Source organism: Streptomyces taklimakanensis, assembly GCF_009709575.1.
Lineage (GTDB): Bacteria > Actinomycetota > Actinomycetes > Streptomycetales > Streptomycetaceae > Streptomyces > Streptomyces taklimakanensis.
The window spans coordinates 2,235,830-2,257,920 of record NZ_WIXO01000001.1; the positions used below are offsets into that span (position 1 = coordinate 2,235,830).

A 22,091-nucleotide genomic window follows, 5' to 3' on the forward strand; every position below is an offset into this window, starting at 1 on the left:
GGGGCGGGTCAGCCGGGGTCGCGGGGAAGGCGGATGGGCTGGGTGCCGGTGACCAGGGTGGTGAGGGCGGCGTCGACGGTGGGGCCGAGGTACCAGTCGCCGGTGTGGTCGATGCTGTAGACGCGGCCCTGGAGGTCGACGGCGAGGAGGGCGTTGCCGTTGTCCTCCTCCCCGAGGGGCGCGATCCGGGTGTCGAGGGCGCGGCCGAGGTCGGAGAGGGTGCGGGGCCAGTGGATGCCGCGTAGGGGGTCGATGCGGAATGCCGTGGGCGCGATGTGGCGGCCGGGTTCGGCGCTGGTGATGTGGAGGCCGCCGAACTCCGCCCAGGCCTCGACGGCGGCGGGGAAGATCGCGTGGCGGTGTCCGGCCGGGGAGTGGTGGTCGCGGAGGGTGTCGGCCCAGATCTCGGCCTGCGCTATGTCGTGGCGCCCGGGGTGCCAGCCGGCGGCGCGGAGCGCGGCGTCGACGGGGACGGGGAAGCGCGTGCTGGTACCGCGGGGATCGGGGACGGACGGCGTGGGAGTGGGGGTGGTCACCGTTCTCCTGTGGGGTCGACTGTGCGGACGCCGAAGTGGGCGAGGAGCGCGGTGCAGGAGCGGCAGGGCGGTGCGTAGCTGCCGTGGTGCGGGTCGCCGTCCTCGCGGATGCGACGGGTCGTGAGCTTGGCGCCTCTGAGGGCCTTGCGGGCTTCTCCGGTGGAGAGGGGTTTGCGGGCGGCGCGTTTGCCGCGGGCGGCTTCGGCGGTGGTGAGGTAGCGGGAGAGGAGGACGGCCTCGGGGCAGCGCCCGGTGTGGCGTTCGCGCTGGGGGGCGGTGAGGGTGTCGAGGTAGTCCTGGACGAGGGGGTGGTGGGTGGGGGGCCGGTCGGCTTTGCCCGCGGTGCAGGTGAGGAGTTGGCCCTTGACGGAGAGGGCGGCGGCGACGGTGGGCATGATGCCGTCGCGGCGGTGGAGGAGGACGGGGGTGGTGTCCTCGGGGGCGCCCCAGGTGACGCGGGGGTCTCCGGGGTGTCCCGCGGTGTGGTGTCGTGTGGCGTGCATGGTCGGCGTTTCCTCCCCGCGCATCCCCCCGATGGCGTCGGTTCAGAGTGCCAAATGTGTGGGCTGTTGGGAAAGCTGGGGCTGTGTGGCGCATGTCGCGGTCGTGTGCCGTGGTGCGGGGGCGGGGTGTGCGCCGTGGTGTGTGCGGAGGGGGCGGTGGGGTGGGTGCTCCGCGGGGCGGGGCGGGGTCCTCGGGGGTGGGACGGGGCGGGACCGGCCGCGGGGGTTGCGCTTAGGCTGTGCGGGTCAGCGCTCTTCGGCGCTCGTCAGCCAGTTGCCAGCAGAGGGGCACCGCCATGACGACAGGCAGGCCTGGGCTGGGGGTCTCTCCCGGTACCCGGTTCGAGGGGGAGTTCGCGCCGCCGAACACGGCCTATTCGGGGCAGGTCGTGCGTTTTCCGGATCCGGTGCGGGCCGCCCGCCACCCGGGGGGTGTGCGGGTGGACGAGCGGGGTTATCCGGATTTCTCCCCGTACGCGAGGGCCGCGGTGGAGATCGCGGAGCCTCCGGAGGGTTTCGGTGTCGACGAGTTGCGGTTGACGGACTACGTGTCGGCGAACGCGGCGCAGCACGCGGAGGGGCACGAGTTGTGGACGGACCTGCCGCCGGTGGCGACGCCGCACGGTTGGACGTGGCACCACGTGGCGCACTCGCGCCGGCTGGAGCTGGTGCCGGTCGAGGTGAAGGCCCTGTTGCGGCACCACGGTGGTCTGGCGACGGCGGCGGTGGACCACGGGAAGCGGGGAACGCGGCCGCTGCGGGAGACGCGTCCGGCGCACTTCGAGGTGCCGCACCGGGTGGCGGTCTCCGAGGAGCAGGTGCTGGACGTGGAGGAGTCGCTGGGGTACCGGTTGCCGGAGGCGTACCGGTCGTTCCTGAAGGCGGCGGGTGGTTGCGCGCCGGTGGGCGTGGCGTTGGACGCGGAGTTGGGGCTGCTGGTGGACCAGCCGTTCTTCACGGTGCGTGAGGAGGCGGCGGTCAACGACCTGGTGTACGTGAACAAGTGCCTGCGGGATCACCTGACCAAGGACTACCTGGGTGTGGGGTTCGTGCAGGGCGGGATCGTCGCGGTGAAGGTGCGCGGTGCGGGTGTGGGCTCGGTGTGGTTCTGCGCCTACGACGACGCGCGGGACCGTGACGGGTTGACGGTGGCGCAGCGGGTGGAGGAGCTGTTGTTGCCGTGCGGCGCGGACTTCGACGAGTTCCTGCTGCGGTTGGCGGGTGGTCCGCCGGAGTTGGAGACCGTGGCGAGCTTGATGGTGGACGGCGGGTTCGCCCGTGCCGTTCCGGTGGAGGGGTGAGCGCGGTGGTGACGTTCGCGCAGGCGCAGGAGCGGGCGGAGCGCTGGGTCAACGGTGGCGTTCCGGCGTACCAGCACCGTGAGGTGCGGGTGCGGGAGTTCGACCTGGGGTTCGTGGCGTGGGCCGAGGATCGGCCGGACGGTCCGTCGACGGGAGGCGGCCGGCAGCGGTTGGTGATCGCGCGGGACAGCGGCGAGACGACGCTGTGGCCGGGGCTGCCGGTGGGCGAGGTGATCCGCCGGTACGAGGAGGAGTACGGGGCGGTGGTGGAGCCGGCGCCGGCGGCCCCGCCGAAGCGGGTGGACCTCGAGGCGACCTCCTTCCTGTTGACGCCGCCGGAGTGGTTGCAGGAGGCGGCGGACCAGCTGGGGATTCCGGATCGTCGTGGTGGCGGGCCGGCACCGGCTCCGGCACCGGACGATCCGCCGTCCTCAGCGCCTTCCGGTCCTTCTTCCCCCGCCTCCTCCGACGCGGCGGGGACGGACGGGTCGGGACGGTCGGTGGACGGCCCGTCCGCCCCGTCCGGTTCCTCGTCCTCCTCGTCCGTCCCGCCCGTGTCCCCGGCGGGTTCCTCGGCGTCCGCGGGCGGTTCGCCGTGGGACGCGACGGACACCAACGGCAGTGGGCGGGGCGCGGACACGGGACCGTCGCCCGCGACGGTGTTCGCGCCGCCGATCAGCGGGAGCGACGAGGACGACGACGCGCCGCCGCCTCGGGTGAGCCCGGAGGCGGCGACGGCGCTGCTGCCGGACGGCAGCGCGTTGCCGAGGACGGCGGTGGCTCCCGCGCTCGACGACCCGCAGGGTCGGGAAGCCGGTTCGACCTCCGGTCGGGTGCCGCCCGATCCGTCGTCCTCGTCGGCGGACGGGCCGGGTACTCCCGCACCGCCCGGCGCTCCCGGCGCCCCGGGGGGCGGGGGGTCCGCGTCGTCGACCGATCCGTCCGGTGGTGGTCCCTCCCCCGCGCCGACGCGGACGGTGCCGTCGGACGACGTCGCCTCGCAGGGGGGCGGAGCGCCGAGGCCCGCGGGGGCGGATGACGGCGGCCCGTCCGGTGGTGGGGTGCACCACGCGGCGACGATGCTCGCCGAACCACCGGCGAACGGACCGGGTACCCCTGCCCCGCCCGGCGCTCCCGGTGTTCCCGGTGTTCCGGGGGCGGGCGGGGCCGGCCCGTCCGGCGGCGGGGTGCACCACGCGGCGACGATGCTCGCCGGGCCACCGGCGAGCGGACCGGGGGCTCCCTCCGGTCCGGGTACTCCGCCTCCTCCCGGACCGCCGCCCGCTCCCGCGCACGGCGGGGCCGGTCACGGCCATCCGGGGCAGCCGGGTGGGGTGCCGATGGTGGGCCCGGGGTACATGGCGGTGCTGCGCTACCGGGCGCAGGACGGTTCGGAGCAACAGGTGATCCGTCGTTCGGCGCCGGGCCTGCCGCATCCGGAGTGGCAGATCCTGCACGAGCTGCGGGCGATGAACGTTCCGCCGCAGCAGGTGTTGGAGCTCCACACGGAGCTGGAGTGCTGTGACGCGCCGGGTGGTTACTGCGCGCGCATGGTGCGGGAGAGCTGGCCGCGGGTCCGGATCAGCCACACGGCGCCGTACGGCCGTGATGTGGCGTCCCGCCGGCAGGGGGTTCGGCATCTGATCGAGCACCAGGGCGAGTTGCACCAGGTGGCGGACGGACCGGCGCGGCCGGCTCCGGTGCGCGCCCCGTTGCCGCCGGTCCAGCCGGCCCCGCCGGTGCCGCCGCAGGGGCTGGCTCAGGAGTTGGTGGAGGCGTTCGGTCCGCAGGGGGTGTTCCGCTTCGACCAGCGGGCGGTGTCCCGTCAGGGCGTGCCGGACGTGGTCGGACAGACGTTGGTGTGGGCGGGACTGCCGCTGGAGTTCGGGCCGTTCTTCTGGGCGCAGGCGCAGCCGGGGCGGCCGGTTCCCACGTTGGCGGAGCTGGCGCGGGAACGTGGGGTGCTCCCCGGTTCGGACGCGGCGTCGTACCTGGTGGTGGGGAACGACTACGGGCGTCAGCTGTGCGTGCAGTACGGGACGGCGCACATCGTGGCGGTGCCGCTGGAGGGCGATCCGAGCGGGCGGCCGGCGGTGCCGCAGTTCGTGAACAGCGGTCTGCCGGAGTTCGTGCGCTGCATGGCGCTGTTGGGCTGGATGTGGCGGCTGCGGTTCGGTCTGACGCCGGAGCAGGCGGGGCGTTGGACGGTGGACTTCCAGGGGATGTTGGCCTGTTTGGACCCGGCGGCGTTGGCGGGGCCGGAGAATTGGTGGTCCGTGTTGCTCGAGCAGATGTGGGACGGCCTGTTGTAGGCCCTGGTGCGGTCTTCCGGCGGTCTTCGTCCTCGGGCCGTGTCGTCGGTGGTGCCCGGTCCCCGCTCGTCGGGGGCCGGGCACCACCGTGTCCGGACGCCGCGTCGGATGCGGGTCGGATGCGGGTCGGATGCGGGTCGGATGTGGTGTCGGGTGGCTCACAGGACGATTCCGTACGGATGGGAACGCGGCGGTGGGGGGAGGTGTGTGGTCGGGGGCGCGTCGGGTGCCGCGCGCTTCCCCTGCCGTTCGTACGGTTTGTGTCGTTTATGACCTGCCGCGCCTCATGGCGCATGCTGGGTGGGATGTCCGCCGGATCGCGTGGAGGTAGGGGTTCACCATGTCTGCTTCGAAGTCGCCTCACGGCTTCACCGTCGTACGGGGTCGCGGTTACCGGCCCGAGCAGGTGGATCGCTTCGCGGACGAGCTGTATCGGGATCTGGAGGAGGCACGGGAACGTCTGACCCGGCTGGGTGTGCTGGCGGGCGAGTTGGAGGGGGAGGCGGACCGGCTGCGGTCGGCGGTGGCCGCGCTGCCCCCGCCCTCGTTCGAGGCGCTGGGCGAGCGGGCCGGCCTGCTGCTGTCGGAGGTGGAGGCCGAGGCCGGGGAGCTGCGGGCCCGCGCCGAGGCGGAGGCCGGGGAGACGCGGGAGCGTGCCGAGGCGGAGGCTCGTGCCCGGCGGGACGCGGCGCACGACGAGGCGGCGCGGGTGCGCGCCGAGGCCGACGCGGCGGCGGAGGCCGTGGTGGCCTCGGCGCGCGAGGCGGCCGCGGAGGTGCGGGCGGCGGCGCGGGACGAGGCGGGCCGGTCGCGCGACGAGGCCGAGCGGGGGCTGCGGGAGACGGCCGAGCGGTGCGAGGCGCTGCTGCTGGCCCAGGAGCGGAAGCAGGCCGAGGAGTCCGAGGCGCTGGACCGCGCGCTGGCGGCGCGCGAGTCGACGGTGGCGGCGCGGGTGGCGGATCTGACCGGACGGGGCGAGTCGCTCCTGGACCGTGCCCGGCGGGAGCGGGCGGAGGCCGAGGCCGAGGCGCGGCGGCTGCAGGACGAGGCCGAGGCGCGGGCCGCGGACCTGCTGGCCCGGGCTCGGTTGCGGCAGCAGCGGATCGAGCGGGAGACGGAGCGGATCCTGTCCGCCCACGAGCAGCGCGCGGAAGCGATGCGGCGGCACATGGCGCATGTGCGGGCCGGTCTGGCGACGCTCACCGGTCGGGGCGCGGACGAGGGCCGCGAAGCCGACGGAAGCGAAGGTTCCGTGGAGTCGAGGCACCCGGCCGAGCCGTCGGAGAGGCCGGGGGGCGGGACGGTCCCGGGCCAGGGGGCACCGGCGGAATGACCGGCTCCCCCCGGTATCCTGCCGAGGACACCACATCTTCCCGCACGGTTCCACCGCGGTCCTCCCCGTGAACCGGCGGTGTCCGCCGGGGATGCTTGGGGTGTACGCGGGGCGGATGCCGTGTCCGTCCGGTGCCGTCCCCGTCGTTCGATCCACCGTTCCGTCCCGAAGCCGAAGGGCACACCCGTGAGCGCCAACCGCCCGGCAGCCGTCGTCGTTCTCGCAGCGGGTGAGGGCACCCGCATGAAGTCCGCCCGGCCCAAGGTCCTCCACGACATCTGCGGACGATCGCTCGTCGGCCACGTCGTCACCGCCTCCCGCGAGCTGGACCCGCGGGAGTTGGTCGTGGTCGTGGGGCACGGCCGTGAACAGGTCACCGAGCACCTGTCCGTGGTGGACCCGAAGGCGCGCACCGCGGTGCAGGCCGAGCAGCGGGGCACCGGGCACGCGGTGCGCACCGCGCTCCGGGCGCTGGCGGACGACGGTGTGGAGCCGGCCGGAACGGTGGTGGTGACCTGCGGCGACACCCCCCTGCTGACGGGCGGGACGTTGGGCCGGCTGGCCGCGTCCCACGAGGCCGAGGGCAACGCGGTGACGGTGCTGTCGGCCGAGGTGCCGGACGCCACCGGGTACGGCCGGATCGTGCGGGCCGACGACGGGTCGGTGACGGCGATCGTGGAGCACAAGGACGCCGACGAGGAGCAGCGGGCGATCCGCGAGATCAACTCGGGCGTCTTCGCGTTCGACGGCCGGCTGCTGGCCGACGCCCTGGGCCGGCTGAGCACCGACAACAGCCAGGGCGAGGAGTACCTCACCGACGTGCTGGGGATCCTGCGCGCCGACGGGCACCGGGTGGGCGCGTGCGTGGCGGACGACCACCGGGAGATCGTCGGGATCAACAACCGGGTGCAGTTGGCCGAGGCGCGCAGGCTGTTGAACGAGCGGCTGCTGGAACGGGCGATGCTGGCCGGCGTGACCGTGGTGGATCCGGCCACGACGTGGCTAGACGCGACGGTCACGTACGAGCGGGACGCGCTGGTGCACCCGGGCACGCAACTGCTGGGCGCCACGCACCTGGGCGAGGGCTGCGAGGTGGGCCCGAACTGCCGGCTGTCCGACACCCGGGTGGGTGGGGGCGCGGTGGTGTCCAACGCGGTCGCCGACTCCGCCGAGATCGGCCCGGACGCGTCGGTGGGGCCGTACGCGTATCTGCGGCCCGGGACGCGGCTGGGGCCGAAGTCGAAGGCCGGCACGTACGTGGAGATGAAGAACGCCGAGGTGGGCGAGGGCACGAAGGTGCCGCACCTGTCGTATGTGGGCGACGCCACGATCGGCGAGTACACGAACATCGGCGCGGCCAGCGTCTTCGTGAACTACGACGGGGAGACCAAGCACCACACCACGATCGGCTCGCACTGCAAGACGGGCTCGGACAACATGTTTGTGGCTCCTGTCACCGTCGGGGACGGCGCCTACACCGCCGCCGGGTCGGTGATCACCAAGGACGTGCCCCCGGGTTCCCTGGCCGTCGCGCGCGGCCAGCAGCGCAACATCCCTGGCTGGGTGGCCAGAAAGCGCCCCGGGAGCGCCGCCGCGCGGGCGGCCCGGGCCGCCGAGGAGAAGACCGACAAAACCCCCGCGACCCCGGAGTGACCTGGGCCGACCCGGCGGAACCGCGCCGGACAGGGCGTACCGTGAGAAGCGCACACCGTGGTGCGCCCCGACGAAACGATGCTGGCAAGGAGATTGTGTTGTGACCGGGATCAAGACGACCGGCCAGAAGAAGTTGATGTTCTTCTCCGGCCGCGCCCACCCCAGGCTGGCAGAGGAGGTCGCGGGGCATCTCGGTGTCAGCGTGGTCCCGACGAAGGCGTTCGATTTCGCCAATGGTGAGATCTACGTGCGGTTCCAGGAGTCGGCCCGTGGTGCCGACTGCTTCCTGATGCAGAGCCACACCGCTCCGATCAACAAATGGATCATGGAGCAGCTGATCATGGTGGACGCGCTCAAGCGGGCCTCGGCCCGGAGCGTCACCGTGATCGTGCCGTTCTACGGCTACGCGCGGCAGGACAAGAAGCACCGCGGCCGCGAGCCGATCTCGGCGCGGCTGATCGCCGATCTGCTGCGCACGGCCGGCGCGGACCGGATCCTGACGGTGGACCTGCACACCGACCAGATCCAGGGCTTCTTCGACGGCCCCGTCGACCACCTGTTCGCCCTGCCGGTGCTGACGGACTACGTCGGCGGCAAGGTGGACCGCGACAAGCTGACGGTGGTCTCGCCGGACGCGGGCCGGGTGCGGGTCGCCGACCGCTGGTGCGACCGGCTGGGCGCGCCGCTGGCGATCGTGCACAAGCGCCGCGACCCGGACGTGGCCAACCAGGTCACCGTCCACGAGGTGGTCGGTGACGTGCGGGGTCGGGTGTGCGTGCTGGTGGACGACATGGTCGACACCGGCGGCACGATCTGCGCGGCGGCGGACGCGCTGTTCGCCAACGGCGCCGAGGACGTGATCGTGGCGGCCACGCACGGCGTGCTGTCCGGTCCGGCGGCGGACCGGCTGAAGAACTCGAACGTGAGCGAGTTCATCTTCACCAACACCCTGCCGACGCCGAGCGAGGTGGACGTCGACAAGATCACGGTGCTGTCGATGGCGCCGACGATCGCCCGCGCGGTGCGCGAGGTGTTCGAGGACGGCTCGGTGACCAGCCTCTTCGACGAACAGGCGTGATCGGTCCAACGCCTTCGCGGGGCGCCGCGCCGGGTGGTTCCCGGTGCGGCGCCCCGGGTGTGTCCGGCCCGGGGAGCCGGGGCGGTAGAATCGTGGAGTTGCTCGGCGAGGGAGCCGTGTCCGAAGCGGCACGGTGTCCGTAATCGACGCGCTCTTCGCAGCAGGTCAGTCGTGGCCGAGTAGCTCTGGCAACCGCCACAGAACCGACTTGAGAGAGACGAGGAGTGCGTCATGGCTGACGTCAAGATTTCCGCCGAGATCCGCAAGGAGTTCGGCAAGGGCGCTTCCCGCCGGCTGCGCCGCCAGGAGAAGGTCCCCGGTGTCGTCTACGGCCACGGCGGCGACCCGGTGCACGTGGCCCTCCCCGGCTACGACCTGATGATGGCCCTGAAGAACTCGAACGTGCTGATCACGCTCGACATCGAGGGCCGTCAGGAGCTGGTGATCCCCAAGGCCGTCCAGCGTGAGGCCATCCGCGGCTTCCTGGTCCACGTGGACCTGCTCGTGGTGGAGAAGGGCGAGAAGGTCACCGTCGAGATCCCGGTGCACACCGAGGGTGACCTGGCCCCGGGCCAGCACCTGCTGGAGCACGTGCTGAACACGCTGTCGGTCGAGGCCGAGGCCACCCACATCCCGGAGTCGGTCACCGTCTCCATCGAGGGACTGGCCGCGGGCGACTCCGTCCTGGCCAAGGACATCCCGCTGCCCAAGGGCAGCAGCCTGGCCGTGGACGAGGACACCGTCGTCCTCAACGTGCTGTCGGCCCAGGCCTCGGAGCCCACCGAGGGCGAGAGCGCCGAGGGCGAGGGCGCCGGGGAGTGACCCCGGGCGGCGCTCCCGCCGCCGTTCCTTCCGGTTCCCTCCGGATCCCCGGCCGCCGTTCCGCCCCTCCGGGCGGGACGGCGGCCTTCCGGGCCCGCACCACCGTGCGGGCCCACACCCGTATCCGCCCCCGGCCGGCCCCGTCGCCCGTGGCGGCGGCCCGCCCCAGGAAAGGACGACGATGAGCGACGCCGACACCCCCTGGCTGGTGGTGGGCCTGGGCAACCCCGGCCCCCAGTACGCGGCGAACCGGCACAACGTGGGGTTCCTGGTCGCCGACCTGCTCGCGGAGCGGATCGGGGGACGGTTCAGGACCCACCGGGCCCGCGCGCAGGTGCTGGAGGGCCGACTGGGCGTTCCGGGGACGGGCAGCCGGCGCGTGGTGCTGGCCAAGCCGATGTCGTACATGAACCTCTCGGGCGGCCCCGTCACCGCGCTGCGCGACTTCTACAAGGTGCCCGTCGACCGCCTGGTCGTCGTCCACGACGAACTGGACATCGACTACGGGGCGCTGCGGCTGAAGAGGGGCGGCGGCGACAACGGTCACAACGGCCTGAAGTCCGTCACCAAGGCGTTGGGGCCGGACTACCACCGGGTGCGGTTCGGGATCGGCCGCCCGCCGGGCCGGATGCCGGTGGCCGACTTCGTGTTGAAGGACTTCTCCTCCACCGAGCGCAAGGAGCTGGACTACTTCGTGGACCGGGCCGCCGACGCCGTGGAGTGCCTGCTGGTCGAAGGACTGGAACGGGCCCAGGGCGCCTACAACTCCTGACGGCGTCCCGGGGCGGACGGCCCGCGGACGCACCGGGCGGCACGGGCGGCCGGGCCGTTGGGGCCGGCCCTGACGGACGCGGCGTTCGCGGTGCTGCCGCGTACCCGGGTGAGCTGCGCGTTCCTCGATCTCGGCGGTTCAATCACGCACGCGCCCATAGTGATGAGATCGTTGTCTTCCCTTTTGGTGGGCGAAAGTGACACAGCGGCAGATGCGGGGCGTATCTCGCTTGACCGGACCGCTGGGGCGTTGGAGGCTACCGATCCACCCCCCGCACGTCCGTGATGTCCCCCGCCACCGAAGGTGGTAGTTCATGCGCACCCTTACGTCGACGCGTGCCGCGGCAGTGGCCGCGTCAGCCGCCTTGCTGCTGGCCCCGGCCGCCCCCGCGTTCGCGACCGGCACCTACACCCCCGAGCTGCGTCAGCCCCTGCCGCGCACGGCCACCGAGAACGACGGCGCGGCGCCGCAGGAGGACGACTGTCCCACCGTCCCGGCCGACAAGGACGGTTGGCACTTCGTGCTGCCGGGCGGCAAGGCCGACTTCGTGAAGCTGACGGTCACGTTCGAACCCGGCGGTACCCAGACGATCACCGACTTCGGTCCTCCGTCCGACAAGCACGCCTACGTGGCCTCGGAGCCCGGGGCGAAGCTCGTCGACATCGAGGCCGAGGTCAAGGGCAAGGTCCCGCAGGACAAGTTCAACCTGTCCCACACCTGCCCCGCCTCGGAGGACACCACCGGGGGCACGACCGGCGGCTCGGAGGACACCACCGGCGGCACGACCGGCGACACCACCGGTGGCACGGAGGACACCACCGGCGGCACGACCGGCGACACCACCGGTGGCACGGAGGACACCACCGGCGGCACGACCGGTGACACCACCGGTGGCACGGAGGACACCACCGGCGGCACGACCGGCGGCTCGGAGGACACCACCGGCGGCACGACCGGCGGCTCGGAGGACACCACCGAGGGCACCACCGGCGACACCACCGGTGGCACGGAGGACACCACCGGCGGCTCGGAGGACACCACCGAGGGCACCACCGGCGACGCACCGGGTGAGCAGCCGAACGGCGACGGCAACCTGGCCGAGACCGGTTCCTCGATCCCGGCCGCCGCGCTCGCCGCGGCCGCCGCGGCCCTGCTGGGCGTGGGTTCGTACCTGGTGCTGCGCCGCCGCAGGGCCGCGCAGCACTGATCCGACCGCGCACGGCGCACGGTCGAAGACCAAGACGAAGGGCCTCTCTCCCGTCGGCGGGAGAGAGGCCCTTCGCGTCGTCCGGACCGGACGCGGCGGTGTCAGCCGGTGTTGCGCAACCCTGCCGCGACACCGTTGACGGTCAACAGCAGGGCACGGCTCAGCTGCGGATCGGGGTCCTCACCGCGCTGTGCCGCCTCGCGCTGCCGGGCCAGCAGCGTGACCTGGAGGTAGGAGATCGGGTCCAGGTAGGCGTCGCGGATGGCGAAGGTCTGCTTGAGCACCGGGTTGGCGTCCAGCAGCTCCTCCTCCCCGGTGATGCGCAGCACCTCGCGCACCGTCAGGTCGTGCTCGGCCTCGATGGTGGCGAAGATGTGCCGCAGCTCGGCGGGGACCAGCGTCTCCACGTAGTGGCGGGCGATCCGCAGGTCGGTCTTGGCCAGCGTCATCTCGACGTTGGACAGGAAGTTGCGGAAGAAGTGCCAGCGCTCGTACGCCTCGTCCAACACGCTGTTCAGTCCCGCCTCACGGGCGGCCCGCAACCCGGAGCCGACGCCGAACCAGCCGGGCACGATCTGCCGCGACTGCGTCCAGCCGAACACCCACGGGATCGCCCGCAACCCGTCCAGACCCGCGCCGGAGTCGGGCCTCCTCGACGGCCTGGACCCCAGGTGGAGGTCGGCGAGCTGGTCGACGGGGGTGGAGGCGAAGAAGTACGCGGGCAGGTCCGGGTCCTCCACCAGCCTCCGGTAGGCGGCGTGGGCGGCGTCGGAGACCACGTCCATCGCGGCGTCCCAACGGGCCAACGCCTCGTCCGACTGGCGCGGCGCGGTGTGCAGGGCGGACGCCTGGAGGGTGGCCGCGACGGTCTGCTCCAGGTTCTCCCGGGCCAGGGAGGGGATGAGGTACTTGTCGGAGATGACCTCGCCCTGCTCGGTGACCTTGATCTCGCCCTCCAGGGTGCCCCAGGGCTGGGCGAGGATCGCGTCGTGGGTGGGGCCGCCGCCGCGGCCGACGGTGCCGCCGCGGCCGTGGAAGAGGCGCAGCCGCACCCCGTGCCGGTGGGCGACGTCGCGCAGCCGGCGCTGGGCGCGGTGGATCTCCCACTGGGAGGTGGTGATGCCGCCGAACTTGGAGGAGTCGGAGTAGCCGAGCATGACCTCCTGGACGTCGCCGCGCAGGGCGACCAGCCGCCGGTAGGAGGGGTCGGACAGCATCTGGTCGAGCAGTTCGTCGGCGATGCGCAGCTCGTCGGTGGTCTCCAGCAGCGGCACGATGCCGATGCGGGCCCAACCGGCGTGCAGGTCGACCAGTCCGGCCTCGCGGGCGAGGACGGCGACGGCGAACACGTCGTCGGCGCCCTGGCACATGGAGATGATGTAGGACTCGATGACCTCGGGGCCGAAGGTGTCCAACGCCCTGCGGATCGTCTCGAAGACGCCGAGGGTCTTGGCGCCGGCGGCGTCCAGCGGCGCCGGGGTGGGGGCCAGCGGGCGGCGCGAGCGCAGCTCCTTGGCCAGCAGCCGCTGCCGGTAGTCGCGCGGCATGTCGGCGTACCGCCAGGACTCCTCGCCGAGCCGGTCGAAGAGCTGTCCCAGGGCGTGGTGGTGGGCGTCGGCGTGCTCGCGCACGTCCATGGTGGCCAGCTGGAGGCCGAAGGAGGCCAGGGTGCGCAGGACGCGCTCCAGGTGACCGTCGGCGACCAGGGAGCCGCGGTGTTCGCGCAGCGACTTCTGGACCAGCCCCAGGTCGTCCAGCAGCTCGCCGGTGCCCAGGTAGTCCCGGCCGGGTACGTGCGGATCGCCCTCGGCCAACCGCTCGCGGGTGTTGATCAGCTTCTGCCGGACGCAGGTGACCTTGAGCCGGTAGGGCTCCTCGGCGTTGAGGCGCTTGTAGCGGGGGCTGATCTCCGGCAGGAGTTCCAGGTCCCGTCGGAGGGATTCCCGGAGCTCCTCGGTGGCGCCGCTGACGCGGATGGAGTTGGACAGGGCGGCGCGCAACTCGTCGACGTGTTCCAGGGCGTCGGTGATGCCGTGCTCGTGCTGGAGCAGCAGCACCTCCCAGGTGACGTCGGGGGTGACGTTGGGGTTGCCGTCGCGGTCACCGCCGATCCAGGTGCCGAAGGTCAGCGGGCGGGTGGCGGGCGGCAGCGGGGCGCCGGCGCGCTCCAGTTCGGCGGCCAGGTCCTCCAGGACGTCGCCGACGGCCCCGCGGTGCAGCTCGTCGAGGTAGTAGATGGCGTTGCGCGCCTCGTCGGCCGGCTCCGGACGGACCACGCGCAGTTCGTCGGTCTGCCAGATCAGGTCGATGTTCTCGGCGAGTCGCAGGTCGGTGCGGCGACGTTCGTTGGGGTCGGTGTTCTCCAGCAGCTCCGCGACCTTGCGGAGCTTGGTGAGCACCGAGCGGCGGGCGGCCTCCGTCGGGTGCGCGGTGAACACCGGGCGGACGCCGAGGTTCGCGGCCGTCTCCCTCAGGTGCTCGGGATCGGCCTCCTTGAGCATGTCCGCCGTGCGGGCGAGGTTGCCCCCCTCGGCGGCCCGGCGGGCGCGCAGTTCGCGTCCGCGGTGGACCTGCTCGGCGACGTTGGCCAGGTGGAAGTAGATGGAGAAGGCGCGGACCAGCTTGGTCGCCGTGGCGAGGTCCGTGCGGCTGAGCAGCGCGGCGGCGGCGTCGCCGTCCGTCCTGGTCAGGGCGCGTACGCGCTCGACGAGTTCCAGCAGGTCGGCGCCTTCCTGGCGGACCAGGGTCTCGCCGAGGAGGTCACCCAGTCGGCGGATGTCGGCCCGCAGGGCGCTGCTGGTCTCGGAAGTGGTTTCGGGGTCACTGGATTCCCGGGCCGTCTCCGGGGTACCCGGAACGCCCGGCGTGGGGACCTCCCCACCCGGTGCGGGGTTGGTACCACCGGAGGTCGAGGAGGTGTCGGCACTGCTCACAGGTGCGGCTCCTTGCGGCGATGCTTCTGGCAGGTCACGGACCGCGTTGTCCGACGGCCACCAGGATAGGCCGGTACCGGGCCGCACGGATCATCCCGTCCATCATGCGGCCCTGTTGTTCCATCCCCCGTGACTGCCATGCTTACGTTGCCGTAGGTTACGGAACCGTAGGTAAAGCGGCACCGCGGTGCCGCGATCCCCCGTCCCCCAGCTTCACACGAGAGTCACCTATGACCATCAGTCCGGACGTACTTCGCAAGAACCCCGAGGACCCGGGTGGGCCTTCGGCCTCCCCCGGGGAGACTCCGCTGCCGTCCGCCACGCTCGGCGGGGAACAGCGCCGTTCCGTCGAGCAGATCACGTTGCTGCTGTTCATCACCGTTCCCTTCGTCGCCCTGGTGGCCGCGGTCCCGCTCGCCTGGGGCTGGGGGGTGAGCTGGCTGGACCTCGGGCTCCTGGTCGGCATGTACTTCCTGGGCTGCCACGGCATCACCATCGGTTTCCACCGCTACTTCACGCACGGCTCGTTCAAGGCGAAGAGGCCGCTGCGGATCGCCCTGGCCATCGCCGGGTCGATGGCGGTCGAGGGCCCGTTGGTGCGCTGGGTGGCCGACCACCGCAAGCACCACAAGTTCTCCGACGCCGAAGGAGACCCCCACTCCCCCTGGCGTTACGGCGAGACCGTTCCCGCCCTGCTCAAGGGCCTGTGGTGGGCGCATGTCGGTTGGATGTTCGACGAGGAGCAGACCCCGCAGCACAAGTACGCCCCGGATCTGATCAAGGACCCGGCGCTCCGCCGCATCTCCCGCCAGTTCGTGCTGTGGACGGCCGTGTCGCTGCTGATCCCGCCGGTGGTCGGCGGGTTGGTGACGATGTCCTGGCAGGGCGCGTTGACCGCCTTCTTCTGGGGTTCCCTGGTGCGGGTGGCGCTGCTGCACCACGTCACCTGGTCGATCAACTCCATCTGCCACGCCGTCGGCAAGCGTCCGTTCAAGTCGCGCGACCGCTCGGGCAACGTGTGGTGGCTGGCGGTGCTCTCCTGCGGGGAGTCCTGGCACAACCTGCACCACGCCGATCCGACCTGCGCCCGGCACGGCGTGCTCAAGGGGCAGATCGACTCCAGCGCCCGACTGATCCGCTGGTTCGAGAAGGCCGGCTGGGCGTACGACGTGCGGTGGCCGTCGGACAAGCGGATCAACGCCCGTCGCAAGGAGGAGACCGCGAAAGCGGCATGATGGAGGAGTGGCGACCGACGACAGCAGTACCAAGGACAGGGCAGCGGGCTCGACCCGACGGGGGCGCCGTCGCATGACGGGGAAGGAGCGCCGCGAGCAGCTGCTGGACATCGGTCGCGCGCTCTTCGCCGAACGTGGTTTCGAGGGGACGTCGGTGGAGGAGATCGCGGCCACGGCCGGGGTCTCCAAGCCCGTGGTCTACGAGCACTTCGGCGGCAAGGAGGGCCTGTACGCGGTCGTGGTCGACCGGGAGACGCGCCGGCTGCTGGACATGGTGACGGGCGCGTTGACCGGCGGCCATCCGCGCGAGCTGCTGGAGCAGGCGGCCTTCGCCCTGTTGGACTACATCGAGCAGTACACCGACGGCTTCCGCATCCTGGTGCGCGACTCGCCCGTCGCCCAGTCGACGGGCACCTTCGCCTCGCTGATCAGTGACATCGCCACCCAGGTGGAGGACATCCTGGGCCTGGAGTTCGAGGCGCGCGGCTTCGACCCCAAACTGGCACCGCTGTACGCCCAGGCCCTGGTCGGCATGGTGGCCCTGACGGGGCAGTGGTGGTTGAACGCCCGCAAGCCGAACAAGCCCGAGGTCGCCGCCCACCTGGTGAACCTGGCGTGGCACGGGCTGGACGGGCTGGAGCAGAAGCCGCGGTTGATAGGTCACCGACGCAGCTGAGTCGGATCCCCTCGCACGCGGAGGCGGTGGCGGCGCGCGGCGCGCCGCCACCGCCTCCGCGTCTTCCGTGCCGGGCTCCTCCCACGTCGGGGTGTCCCCGTGCCTCGGCGCGTTCCGCGCGACGTCAGCCGGTCGGTTCCAGGAACTCCAGACGGTTGCCGACCGGGTCCGTGGTGTGGAAGCGGCGGTGGCCGGGGAGGGTGTCGTCCCGGACGACCTCGTGGCCGGCGGCCTCCAGGCGGGTGGCGACGGCCTCGACGTCCCTCACCCGGATGCCGGGGTGGGCCTTGCGGGCGGGTCGGAAGTCCTCCTCGATCCCCAGGTGGAGCCGGACGTCGCCCGCCTCGAACCAGCAACCGCCGCGGGCCGCGAGCACGGGTGGTTTGGGGGTCTCGGTCATGCCGAGCACCCCGACGTAGTAGGCGCGCAGGGCGTCCTCGGAGCCGGGTGGGGCGGCGAGTTGGACGTGGTCGAGCGTCTCCAACACGGGTTTCTCCTTCTCGGACGGGCCCGCGGGCGGCTCGGGCGGGCTTGCGGGCGACGGCGAGGATCCGGCGGAACGGCACGAGGGTGCCGGGGAGGGCCACGGGGAGAGCCTCCCCTTCCAGTTATCTTGATGTCAAGAGACTTAACATCGACAGAACTACTACACTGGTCACATGCAGGACGAGGTCGACCGATTGGTGGCAGCGTGGCGCCGCGAGCGCCCCGATCTCGACGTGGAGCCCCTGGAGGTGCTCAGTCGGGTCAGCAGGCTCGCCCGCCACCTCGATCGGGCGCGCCGCATCGCGTTCTCCGAGCACGGCCTGGAGCCCTGGGAGTTCGACGTGCTGACCGCGCTGCGCCGGGCCGGCGCCCCCTACCAGCTCTCCCCCGGGCAACTGCTCACCCAGACCCTGGTCACCTCCGGGACGATGACCAACCGGATCGACCGACTGGCGAAGAAGGGGCTCGTCGAGCGGCTGCCCGACCCCAGCGACCGGCGGGGCGTCCTGGTGCGGCTGACGGACTCCGGGCGCGACCGCGCCGACCGCGCCCTGGCCGGACTGCTGGAGCAGGAGAGGGCGATCCTCGCCCGGCTCTCGCCGGACCGGCGCGAGGAGCTGGCCGGACTGCTGCGGCAGCTCACCGCCCCCTTCGACAACCTCTCCGCGGGCCACGACTAGGCACCGGCCCCGGGGACGGCACGCCCGTCCGGCTGTCATGATCCTGACACACGATCGTGGTGCCGCCCCGTCTCCCACGGCACCTATGTCGCCACGTGCTCCAGATCCGCCGGACAGACCCCCGCCCGCCGGGCCAGCGCCACCGCCGCCAGGGTGGAGTGCACCCCCAGCTTGCCCAGGACGTTCTGCATGTGGGTGCGGACGGTGTGCGGGGAGAGGTAGAGGCGCTCGGCGACCGCCTTGCGCCCCAGCCCGGCCACCATGCACCGCAGCACCTCGTGCTCGCGCGGCGTCAACGACTCCACCAGCCGCTCGCTCTCGGTGCGGTGCCGGCGGGCCGCCGTCAACTCGCGCAGCACCCCCGTCAACAGCGCGGGCGGCAGGTGCGTCTCGTCCCGCAGCACGCCCCGGACCACCTGGAGCAGCCGGGAGAGCGAGCAGTCCTTGGCGACCCAGCCCGACGCCCCGGCCTGGAGCGCCGCGGCCGCGCGCCCCGGATCGTCGCGTTCGGCGAGCACGACCGTGCGGACACCGGGGTGGACGGTGTGGACCCGCGCCACCAGGGGCATCCCGCCGGCCGCGCCCGGCGCCTCCGCGCCACCGGAGAACTCCCCCGTCCGACAGGCCGCGCCCGGCGCCTCCGGGCGCGCATCGCCCAACTCGGCGTCGACCAGCAGCACGTCGAACCGACGCCCCTCGGCACCGGCCCGCTCCAGGGCGCGCAGGGCCGCGGGGAGGCTGCCCGCGGCGGCCACTTCCACGTCCTGCTCCACCGCGAGCGCAGCGGCGAGCGACTCGGCGAATATGCGGTGGTCGTCCACCACGAGAACCCGGATACGTTGCACGCACACCCCCTGCCGCCGTAGAGGACCCCGCCCGTGCCGGCGCGGCGCCCGGCGCTGGGACCGGCTCGGCCGCACAGCCGCCGCCGTGCACTGCCGGTACCCGCGCCGGACACCGTCATCCGGCGTGTCTCGCCCCCTGATGCGCACCGGCCCCCACCGGTGCTGCTCATCAGCGTACGGCGGGGGTCCGGCATGGGAAGAGGGTTGGGGAAAACTGTCCGGTCCGGCGGCCCGTTCGGACACCACTGGCGCGGTATGTGCCCCTCCCCCGGCACCGAGTGATCGTTTCCGACGAGAAGTGGTCACACGTCCAGACGACGCGCCCCCGTCGAGGGAAGCGCCTCGAACAGTCGCGGGGGACGGTGCCCCGCCGCGGCGAACGCCTCGGTGACCGCCGCTCCGACCGACTCCGCCCCGGCCGCCTCCACCAGGACGATCGCCGAGCCGCCGAAGCCGCCGCCCGTCATCCGGGCGCCCAGCGCGCCCGCCGCGTTCGCCGTCTCCACCACCAGGTCCAGCTCGGGACAGGAGACGGCGAAGTCGTCGCGCAGCGAGGCGTGGCCCTCGGTCAGCACCGGGCCGACGGCACGGGTCTCCCCCGCGTCCAGCAGGTCGATGACCCGCCGCACACGTCGGTTCTCGGTGACCACGTGGCGCACCAGGGGAAGCAGGGCCGGATCGGCCAGCCGGGCCGGCACCGCGTCGAGCTCCTCGTACGGCACGTCGCGCAGGGCGCGCACGCCCAGGGCGGCGGCGGCCTCCTCGCAACCGGCCCGGCGGCGGGCGTACTCGCCGTCGCCCAGCGCGTGCTGCACCCGGGTGTCCACCACCAGCAGCCGCAGCCCCTCGGCGGCCAGGTCGAGCGGGACCTGGCGGCGCGTCAGGTCACGGGTGTCCAGGTACAGCGCGTGCCCGGCGGTGCAGCAGGCCGACGCCATCTGGTCCATGATCCCGCTGGGAACGCCGACGAAGTCGTTCTCGGCACGGCGGCACAGCAGGGCGATCCGTTCCGGGGAGAGCCCCAGCCCGTACAGGTCGTTCAACGCCACGGCCGTGGCGACCTCCAGGGCCGCCGAGGAGGACAGCCCCGCGCCGACGGGCACGTCGCTGCGGACGTACAGGTCGGCGCCCGCGCCGTCCCCGGGCAGCAGCCCCTCCTCGCGCATCGCCCACACCACGCCGGCCGGGTAGGCGGCCCAGCCGCCGAAGCCCCCGCCCCCGCCGGACGCGAGCCCGGCCTCGCGCTCGGCCGCGAGTTTGTCGACGGTCAGCCGCGCCGTGCCGTCCGGCACGTCGGCCGAGTACAGGTTCAGCGCCCCGTCGTCACGCCGGTCGGCGGCCACCCGGGCGGTGTGCGGCAGCGCCAGCGGCATCACGAAACCGTCGTTGTAGTCGGTGTGCTCGCCGATCAGGTTGACCCGGCCCGGAGCGGCCCACACCCCGGCGGGATCACCACCGTGGACCGCGCGGAAGCCCTCGACCGCCTCCGCCGTCTGGGCGGCCTCCGCCGCCATCACCGGATCGCTCACGCTCCGCCTCCCGACGTGCTCCGCGTCTCCCGCCCCCGGGCGAAGGCCCAGGCGTCGGCGACGATGTCCTTCAGTTCGGGGCGGGACGGCCGCCAGCCCAGCCGCCTCCTGGCCCGGTCGGCGGAGGCGACCAGGAACGCCGGGTCGCCGCCCCGGCGCGGCGCCACCTTCTCGGGGATCGGGTGGCCGGTGACCTCGCGGACCGTCCGGATCACCTCGCGGACGGAGAAGCCGTTGCCGTTGCCGAGGTTGCACACCAGGTGCTCGCCCGCCTCGGCGGCGACCAGCGCCAGCAGATGGGCCTCGGCCAGGTCGGCGACGTGGATGTAGTCGCGCACGCAGGTGCCGTCGGGCGTGGGGTAGTCGTCGCCGTAGACGGAGATCGCCTCCCGCCGGCCGAGGGCGACGTCGAGCACCAGCGGGATGAGGTGCGACTCGGGGTCGTGCCGCTCCCCCAGGACGGTTCCGCTCGGGCCGCGGTAGGCGCCGGCCACGTTGAAGTAGCGCAGCGAGACGGCGGCCAGGCCGTGGGCCGCGCACTCGCCGGCGATCATGTGGTCCACGGCGAGCTTGGAGGCGCCGTAGGGGTTGGTCGGCGCGGTGGGGGCGTCCTCGGGGATGGGGACCTCCTCGGGCTCGCCGTAGGTGGCGGCCGTGGAGGAGAACACCAGGGTGCGCACGCCCGCCCCGCGCATGGCGTCCAACAGCGCCATCGTGCCGCCGACGTTGTTGCTCCAGTACTTCTCGGGGCGGACGACGGACTCGCCGACCTGCGAACTGGCCGCGAAGTGGAGCACCGCGTCGTAGGCGGGGCCGTCCCCGCCGGCGGCAGGGGGGCCGTCCAGCAGGCGCGCGGCGTCCTGGACGCGGCCCTCGACGAACTCCGCGCCGGCGGGCACCGCCTCCCGGAAGCCGGTGGACAGGTCGTCCAGGACCGTCACCCGGTGTCCCGCCTCCAGCAGGTGCGCCGCCACGACGCTGCCGACGTAACCGGCACCGCCGGTCACCAGATACCTGCCGCTCACTCGCTCGCCACCTCTCGCAGTCGCTCCGCCGCGGTCTCCGGCGGCACGTCGTTGATGAACACGCCCATGCCGGACTCCGAGCCGGCCAGGTACTTCAGCTTGCCGGACGTGCGTCGGATCGTGAAAAGTTCCAGGTGGAGGGCGAAGTCCGCCCGTCCGGACCACTCCTTCTCCCCCTCCGGCCCCAGGGGCGCCTGGTGCCAGCCGGAGATGTAGGGCGTGGGCGGTTCGTCGGGGCCGAAGATCCGGTCGAAGCGCCGCAGCAGCTCCAGGTAGACACCGGGGAACTCCCCGCGGGCGGCGTCGTCCAACTCCGTCAGGTCCGGCACCCGCCGCCTGGGGTACAGGTGCACCTCGTAGGGCCAGCGCGCGGCGTGCGGCACGAAGGCGGTCCAGTGGTCGGTGTCCATCACCACCCGCCGTCCCTCGGCGCGTTCGGCGGCGACGACGTCGTCGAAGAGGTTGCCGCCCGTGCGCTCGCGGTGGGCGGCGGCCGAGCGGAGCGTCCGCTCGGTGCGCGGGGTGACGAAGGGGTAGGCGTAGATCTGGCCGTGGGGGTGGCCGAGGGTGACGCCGATCTCCCGGCCCCGGTTCTCGAAGCAGAACACCTGCCGTACTCCGGGCAGCGCCGACAGTTCGGCGGTGCGGTCGGTCCAGGCGTCCAGCACCAGGGCGGCCCGCTCGTCGGTGAGGTCGGCGAAGGAGGCGTCGTGGTCGGAGGTGAAGCAGACCACCTCGCACCGACCGGCGCCCGGAGCGTGCGGGAAGAGCCCTCCGGGGTCCTCGGCCGTCGCCGGGCCGGGCGGGCCCGCCAGGGACGGGAAGCGGTTCTCGAAGACGGCCACCTGGTAGTCCTCGGCGGGGACCTCCGTCATCCGCCCGTTCCGGGACGGGCAGAGCGGGCATTCATTCTGTGGCGGGTGGTACGTACGTGCCTGACGGTGCGCGGTGACGGCGACCCACTCGTCGAGCAACGGGTCGTGGCGGATCTCCGACGCCGTGGCGACGGCGTCCAGGGGGCGCCGGTCGACGGCGTCGCGTCCCGCGGTGTCGTGAACGTCGTAGTAGACGAGTTCACGGCCATCGGCGAGGCGGGTCGGGGTCTTCTTCACCTGGGGTCTCCCTATACTACGACCCAAACATAATCGAACATAAAAAACCATGA

At 72.8% G+C, this 22,091-nt stretch carries 19 protein-coding genes; 11 read left to right on the forward strand and 8 right to left on the reverse strand.

Translation table 11 applies throughout. The features are described 5' to 3' along the window. Positions 1-8: 8 nt before the first annotated feature. A complete protein-coding gene (locus F0L17_RS09690; protein ID WP_162466007.1) occupies positions 9-536 on the reverse strand; it encodes an SUKH-3 domain-containing protein in 528 nt (175 codons plus the stop codon). After that, on the reverse strand, positions 533-1,039 hold the full coding sequence (locus tag F0L17_RS09695) for a YwqJ-related putative deaminase (RefSeq protein ID WP_155070754.1): 507 nt from the start codon (positions 1,037-1,039) through the stop codon (positions 533-535). Before F0L17_RS09695 ends, F0L17_RS09690 begins: the two co-directional genes overlap by 4 nt. Positions 1,040-1,335: 296 nt before the next feature. Between F0L17_RS09695 and F0L17_RS09700 the strand changes: the two genes are divergently transcribed. From F0L17_RS09700 to F0L17_RS09735, 8 genes are all read left to right on the forward strand, one after another. After that, the gene (locus tag F0L17_RS09700) at positions 1,336-2,340 is read left to right on the forward strand and encodes an SMI1/KNR4 family protein (RefSeq protein ID WP_155070755.1); all 1,005 of its coding nucleotides are present in this window, start codon (positions 1,336-1,338) and stop codon (positions 2,338-2,340) included. A 5-nt stretch (positions 2,341-2,345) separates the two neighbouring features. After that, a complete protein-coding gene (locus F0L17_RS09705) occupies positions 2,346-4,652 on the forward strand; it encodes an SUKH-4 family immunity protein (protein WP_162466785.1) in 2,307 nt (768 codons plus the stop codon). A gap of 340 nt (positions 4,653-4,992) precedes the next feature. Further along, the gene (locus tag F0L17_RS09710; RefSeq protein WP_202917857.1) at positions 4,993-5,985 is read left to right on the forward strand and encodes a coiled-coil domain-containing protein; all 993 of its coding nucleotides are present in this window, start codon (positions 4,993-4,995) and stop codon (positions 5,983-5,985) included. A 186-nt stretch (positions 5,986-6,171) separates the two neighbouring features. Then, positions 6,172-7,638: a bifunctional UDP-N-acetylglucosamine diphosphorylase/glucosamine-1-phosphate N-acetyltransferase GlmU gene (gene glmU / locus F0L17_RS09715; RefSeq protein ID WP_162466008.1), complete on the forward strand. Its 1,467-nt coding sequence runs from the start codon at positions 6,172-6,174 to the stop codon at positions 7,636-7,638. Positions 7,639-7,738: 100 nt separating this feature from the next. Next, positions 7,739-8,716 (forward strand): ribose-phosphate diphosphokinase, encoded by a 978-nt coding sequence (locus F0L17_RS09720; protein WP_162466009.1) that lies wholly within the window; start codon positions 7,739-7,741, stop codon positions 8,714-8,716. A gap of 231 nt (positions 8,717-8,947) precedes the next feature. Then, the gene (locus F0L17_RS09725; protein WP_155070757.1) at positions 8,948-9,538 is read left to right on the forward strand and encodes a 50S ribosomal protein L25/general stress protein Ctc; all 591 of its coding nucleotides are present in this window, start codon (positions 8,948-8,950) and stop codon (positions 9,536-9,538) included. Positions 9,539-9,719: 181 nt separating this feature from the next. Continuing rightward, a complete protein-coding gene (gene pth, locus F0L17_RS09730) occupies positions 9,720-10,310 on the forward strand; it encodes an aminoacyl-tRNA hydrolase (protein ID WP_155070758.1) in 591 nt (196 codons plus the stop codon). A gap of 313 nt (positions 10,311-10,623) precedes the next feature. Continuing rightward, positions 10,624-11,517 carry an LPXTG cell wall anchor domain-containing protein gene (locus F0L17_RS09735; RefSeq protein ID WP_155070759.1) on the forward strand — a complete coding sequence of 298 codons (894 nt, stop codon included), beginning with the start codon at positions 10,624-10,626 and terminating at the stop codon, positions 11,515-11,517. A gap of 101 nt (positions 11,518-11,618) precedes the next feature. On the opposite strand, the gene ppc is transcribed toward F0L17_RS09735, so the two are convergent. Next, complete coding sequence (gene ppc, locus F0L17_RS09740; RefSeq protein ID WP_162466010.1) at positions 11,619-14,450, reverse strand: phosphoenolpyruvate carboxylase; 2,832 nt, start codon at positions 14,448-14,450, stop codon at positions 11,619-11,621. 230 nt (positions 14,451-14,680) lie between these two features. Here ppc and F0L17_RS09745 point away from each other — a divergent pair, with 230 nt between their 5' ends. Continuing rightward, the gene (locus F0L17_RS09745; protein ID WP_155070760.1) at positions 14,681-15,685 is read left to right on the forward strand and encodes an acyl-CoA desaturase; all 1,005 of its coding nucleotides are present in this window, start codon (positions 14,681-14,683) and stop codon (positions 15,683-15,685) included. 7 nt (positions 15,686-15,692) lie between these two features. Further along, complete coding sequence (locus F0L17_RS09750; RefSeq protein WP_162466011.1) at positions 15,693-16,361, forward strand: TetR family transcriptional regulator; 669 nt, start codon at positions 15,693-15,695, stop codon at positions 16,359-16,361. 124 nt (positions 16,362-16,485) lie between these two features. Here F0L17_RS09750 and F0L17_RS09755 read toward each other — a convergent pair whose 3' ends face one another. After that, on the reverse strand, positions 16,486-16,848 hold the full coding sequence (locus tag F0L17_RS09755) for a VOC family protein (RefSeq protein WP_162466012.1): 363 nt from the start codon (positions 16,846-16,848) through the stop codon (positions 16,486-16,488). Between the two features lie 172 nt (positions 16,849-17,020). On the opposite strand from F0L17_RS09755, the gene F0L17_RS09760 reads away from it, so the two are divergent. Then, positions 17,021-17,527 carry a MarR family winged helix-turn-helix transcriptional regulator gene (locus F0L17_RS09760; protein WP_155070761.1) on the forward strand — a complete coding sequence of 169 codons (507 nt, stop codon included), beginning with the start codon at positions 17,021-17,023 and terminating at the stop codon, positions 17,525-17,527. Between the two features lie 83 nt (positions 17,528-17,610). Here F0L17_RS09760 and F0L17_RS09765 read toward each other — a convergent pair whose 3' ends face one another. From F0L17_RS09765 to galT, 4 genes are all read right to left on the reverse strand, one after another. After that, positions 17,611-18,372, reverse strand: a complete 762-nt coding sequence (locus tag F0L17_RS09765) for a LuxR C-terminal-related transcriptional regulator (protein WP_162466013.1) — start codon at positions 18,370-18,372, stop codon at positions 17,611-17,613. A gap of 302 nt (positions 18,373-18,674) precedes the next feature. Further along, the gene (gene galK / locus F0L17_RS09770) at positions 18,675-19,886 is read right to left on the reverse strand and encodes a galactokinase (protein WP_155073419.1); all 1,212 of its coding nucleotides are present in this window, start codon (positions 19,884-19,886) and stop codon (positions 18,675-18,677) included. A gap of 11 nt (positions 19,887-19,897) precedes the next feature. Beyond that, positions 19,898-20,926 (reverse strand): UDP-glucose 4-epimerase GalE, encoded by a 1,029-nt coding sequence (galE, locus tag F0L17_RS09775; RefSeq protein ID WP_162466014.1) that lies wholly within the window; start codon positions 20,924-20,926, stop codon positions 19,898-19,900. Beyond that, entirely contained in the window at positions 20,923-22,038 is a 1,116-nt protein-coding gene (gene galT / locus F0L17_RS09780; protein ID WP_162466015.1) for a galactose-1-phosphate uridylyltransferase, read from the reverse strand. The genes galE and galT overlap by 4 nt, the downstream gene beginning before the upstream one ends. Positions 22,039-22,091 lie beyond the last annotated feature (53 nt).